Annotated in this window: 5 protein-coding genes and 1 pseudogene; 4 read left to right on the forward strand and 2 right to left on the reverse strand. The window is 38.1% G+C overall.

Going from position 1 to position 3,536, the window contains the following annotated elements:
- Window positions 1–69: 69 nt before the first annotated feature.
- From LKW28_RS22700 to LKW28_RS22715, 4 genes and pseudogenes are all read left to right on the forward strand, one after another.
- Complete coding sequence (locus LKW28_RS22700) at window positions 70–777, forward strand: tyrosine-type recombinase/integrase (RefSeq protein ID WP_267498116.1); 708 nt, start codon at window positions 70–72, stop codon at window positions 775–777.
- Window positions 767–1,150, forward strand: a complete 384-nt coding sequence (locus LKW28_RS22705; protein ID WP_229142686.1) for a DUF6262 family protein — start codon at window positions 767–769, stop codon at window positions 1,148–1,150. Before LKW28_RS22700 ends, LKW28_RS22705 begins: the two co-directional genes overlap by 11 nt.
- A gap of 214 nt (window positions 1,151–1,364) precedes the next feature.
- Window positions 1,365–1,919: a helix-turn-helix domain-containing protein gene (locus tag LKW28_RS22710; protein ID WP_267498117.1), complete on the forward strand. Its 555-nt coding sequence runs from the start codon at window positions 1,365–1,367 to the stop codon at window positions 1,917–1,919.
- Between the two features lie 185 nt (window positions 1,920–2,104).
- Window positions 2,105–2,440 (forward strand): annotated as a pseudogene (locus LKW28_RS22715) (Tn3 family transposase); the annotation flags it as partial.
- 137 nt (window positions 2,441–2,577) lie between these two features.
- Here the strand turns inward: LKW28_RS22715 and LKW28_RS22720 are convergent.
- Window positions 2,578–2,814, reverse strand: coding sequence for a DUF5348 domain-containing protein (locus LKW28_RS22720; RefSeq protein WP_229142689.1), 237 nt, complete (start codon window positions 2,812–2,814; stop codon window positions 2,578–2,580).
- 18 nt (window positions 2,815–2,832) lie between these two features.
- The coding region (locus tag LKW28_RS22725; protein WP_229142690.1) for an ExeA family protein at window positions 2,833–3,536 on the reverse strand (704 nt) is incomplete at its 5' end.

Genomic DNA, 3,536 nt, shown 5'->3' on the forward strand with positions numbered 1-3,536 from the left:
GCAATTCCGGAGGAATTTGAAAATAATAGTTGTTTTTTGGAGGATATAAAGTGACTCTTTACAGTACAGCTGGAAGGTGTCCGGAGAGGCCGACCCTATAATTATTATGATATTCACAGAAGTTTGAAGCGCTTTTCCGAAGAACAAAACATAGTTGACGATTCAGGGAATCCCTTTTTTATTAAAAATCATGCCTTCCGGCATACCAAGGGTGTAGAGCTTCTTAATAACGGAATGAACATATTGCATGTTCAAAAATGGATGGCCCACGCTTCCCCTGAAATGACCTTACATTATGCAAAAATTCTCGATACTACCATGCGTAAATCTTGGGAAGAAGCTACAAAACAAGGTATTTTTCGGATAGACATTGAAAATAAACGTCCGGTCAAAGTTGAACTTACGGATATTGAGAATGAAGATATCATTGAATGGGAATATATACGCCATAATTTAGACGCTGTTAAGATGGAGCTTGGCTATTGTATGAAACCAATTAAGCAGCCATGCCCCACTCAAGCGAATCCTTGCCTGTCTTGTCGTAATTTCTGTACTACACCCGAATTCATACCTCAATTTGAAGTGGAGATTACGGAAGTTAAAAATGTAATTGAGCGAGGCAGGGCTTTGGGGCGACAAGTATGGATAGATAAGAATCAAACCACTCTAAATCGTCTAGAGCCTATTCTAGAAACATTGAAGACTGGTACAACTCATCATTTAGCCGGAAAAAAAGGCCGCGAATATGTTGGAGAGGAACACACCCATGAAAAGTAAGCATATTAGAAATACCGAAGGTGTAAAAAAACATGCCCAGATGAAAAGCCAAGAGGCGGCTCAAAAGGTAGATCAGGCTATACAACGTCTTATCAAAACGAAGGCTAAAATTAATTTTAATCAGGTTGCGATGGAATCAGGTGTATCTAAGGCATTTCTCTATAACAATCCAGAATTACGGAACCGAATAGAAGGATTACGAAAGCAGCAAGAAGTAAATTCACCGCAAACCATAAAACGTAATATGACGGATGCCAGTAAAGATGCGCTTATCACAGCTAAAAATAACCGAATAAAAAAACTTGAAGAAGAAAACAAACGCCTTAAGGATGAATTATTGAAATTACGTGGTATTGTCTATGATAAATTTTGAGAATAAATAAATTCACTTGTATAGTTCAGTTTTACTTATTGTATTACGCAGGTAGTTTAATTGTCGGTCTGTGTAGCATAAATTACCTATAAACCCAAATCCGGTTCTATTTCTGCACAGACCTACATTAAGACTCGATTGAATACAACAATTGTTGTATATTCTATTTAATGAAGCATTTGTTGTATTAAAAGGGCAGGTGATTTTAATGGACATGTATTGTGTTGACGAGGCTTTTGAATTGTTAAAAACCTATAAAATCACAACACACAAAGAAAGCGTTCGTAGATGGTTACGTCAAGGTGATCTTAAAGGAATAGCCCCTTCTTCTCGTAAAGATGGATGGCGAATTTCTAAAGAGGCGTTAGATGATTTCCTTCAGCAGCGTTTACCAGAAGGCTATACAACAGATGTTGTAAAAGAAACAAATCAATTTAATACAACGATTGTTGCGAATGAAGAACAACGCATTCGAGCTAAAATGTGGATGGATTTGGCCAACAAAAATATTTGGGAAGGACATGTAGAACTCAAAAAAACACGGATCCAGGAATGTATCCAGCATCGTCACTATTCAAAAGAGCTTGAAGCTAAAGTTTGGCAACGTTGTATAGCAAATAGCCGAGCATACAAGAAACCCCGTGTTTTCTATTTACTTGAAGCATTCGGCTTCGAGGGAAAACGTCTTTTGCTTGAAAAAGATTTCGAAAGTTTAGAAGAGCAGGTGATTTTTTCCATCCTTGAGCATGTGCGAACTTTTGATAGATAAAAACAGGTGAAATTTCACCTGTTTTGGATACTCATAAAATTATACATCATATCTACATTGAATACATGTAAACAATGTGGGGACCATTGGAATTCCAATAGTTCTCACATTGAAGTTAAGATAACTGTATAATTACAGCGCTAAGACCATTTTCATGACGATTCCCCTTATTATTCTATTCCGATATTTTTAGAGATTATAATGGCTATAAAGAGCGATATAATCCTACCTTAAAAACTGTTGGTATCCTTTTTTCCTTAATCGATGCACGTGCTAAAGAAAATGAAATAGAAGAAAAAACAATTGCACTGGCAGCTCTTATGGCAATGGGTACCAACATCGGGTTAACCAAAATGGCTGATGCAACACCTGGTATCTCTTATCATCAAATGGGCAATGCATCTCAGTGGCGAATGCATAGGGATGCAATGAATAGTGCACAAGCTACGCTTGTAAACTTTCATCATCTGTCATTAATCACCCTGTTTGTCGGTAATTTCGGAACCGATTATGGCGGTGATTTTTTAAATTCGTAACCGTCATTTTCGTTGGCGATATATATTAGTCGTACAAATTGCCGGAATCTCTAGTCCATAGTTTTGACAGATGTAATGCTGAAAAAGGGAAGCTGACCATCTGGTCCAACTTCCCCTTGTTTCTAAATATCAACCTGGTAGGTTTCATTAGGTTTTAAATAAAGTTTTGTATCATTTCGGCCAACGATAATATACCATTCTCTCCCAAGTTCTATTCGGCACGAAAGTTTCCTACCATCCCCAAGATGAAGCTCAAACCAATCGCCACAACGAACTTTGTATCCTGTATTGTCACCCCAAAAGACCACCCAACAATCAAGATCCTCATTATACTTCATATCTTTCCAACGGCTTTTCATTTTGTTTCTCCTCGTATCCTAGAATTCTTTATACTCGTTTAAGATTCGATCCACATGCATCGCATCGACTAATTTTTCCTTCCGTACAACGGCATCAAGCAAGCAGGCTGTACATACATTGTTAATCTCGCGAGGAATTCCTCGTGTATGTCCATAAATCGAATCAATGGCTTCAGCTGTAAAAATGGGTTGCTTAGCACCTGCTGTTTCAAGTTGATGTTCAATATATTTTCGTGTTTCCTCCCGATCCAATCCTCCCAAATGATATCGAACATTCATTCGTTGTGTAATCGGTTTAAACAGACGCATCTGAAGCGTTGAACGCAATTCAGGCTGCCCAACCATCACCAAAGCTAACGGAGAAACACTATCAATCTGAAAATTGGTTAAAAATCTTATTTCTTGAAGCATATCTCCCTGCAGTAGGTGGGCTTCATCAATGATCACGACAACTGTCTTTTGTTGACTTTCATACAAATCCCAGATGGCATGTTCAAATTGACGCTTCGTTTCGCTCAACATATATTTAGGTGGAATACCAAGGTGATGCAATAATTCCCTATAGAAGTCTCTTGGTTTAAGAGAGGAATCGCATAGATAAATAAATTGATATTTTGTAAGATCCAAACCGTCCCGAAGGGACCTAATTGCTGTTGACTTTCCAGCCCCAATCTCGCCGGTCACTAACCCAAATGAACGTGTTTTGACCATGTATTGGAGCC

Source organism: Bacillus sp. REN16 (genome assembly GCF_020731355.1).
Lineage (GTDB): Bacteria > Bacillota > Bacilli > Bacillales > Bacillaceae_L > Ferdinandcohnia.

Bases quoted from the DNA above. Each gene is read 5' to 3' on its own strand.
- LKW28_RS22705 (WP_229142686.1), top strand. From the start codon at position 767: ATGAAAAGTAAGCATATTAGAAATACCGAAGGTGTAAAAAAACATGCC.
- LKW28_RS22710 (WP_267498117.1), top strand. From the start codon at position 1,365: ATGTATTGTGTTGACGAGGCTTTTGAATTGTTAAAAACCTATAAAATC.
- LKW28_RS22720 (WP_229142689.1), bottom strand. From the start codon at position 2,814: ATGAAAAGCCGTTGGAAAGATATGAAGTATAATGAGGATCTTGATTGT.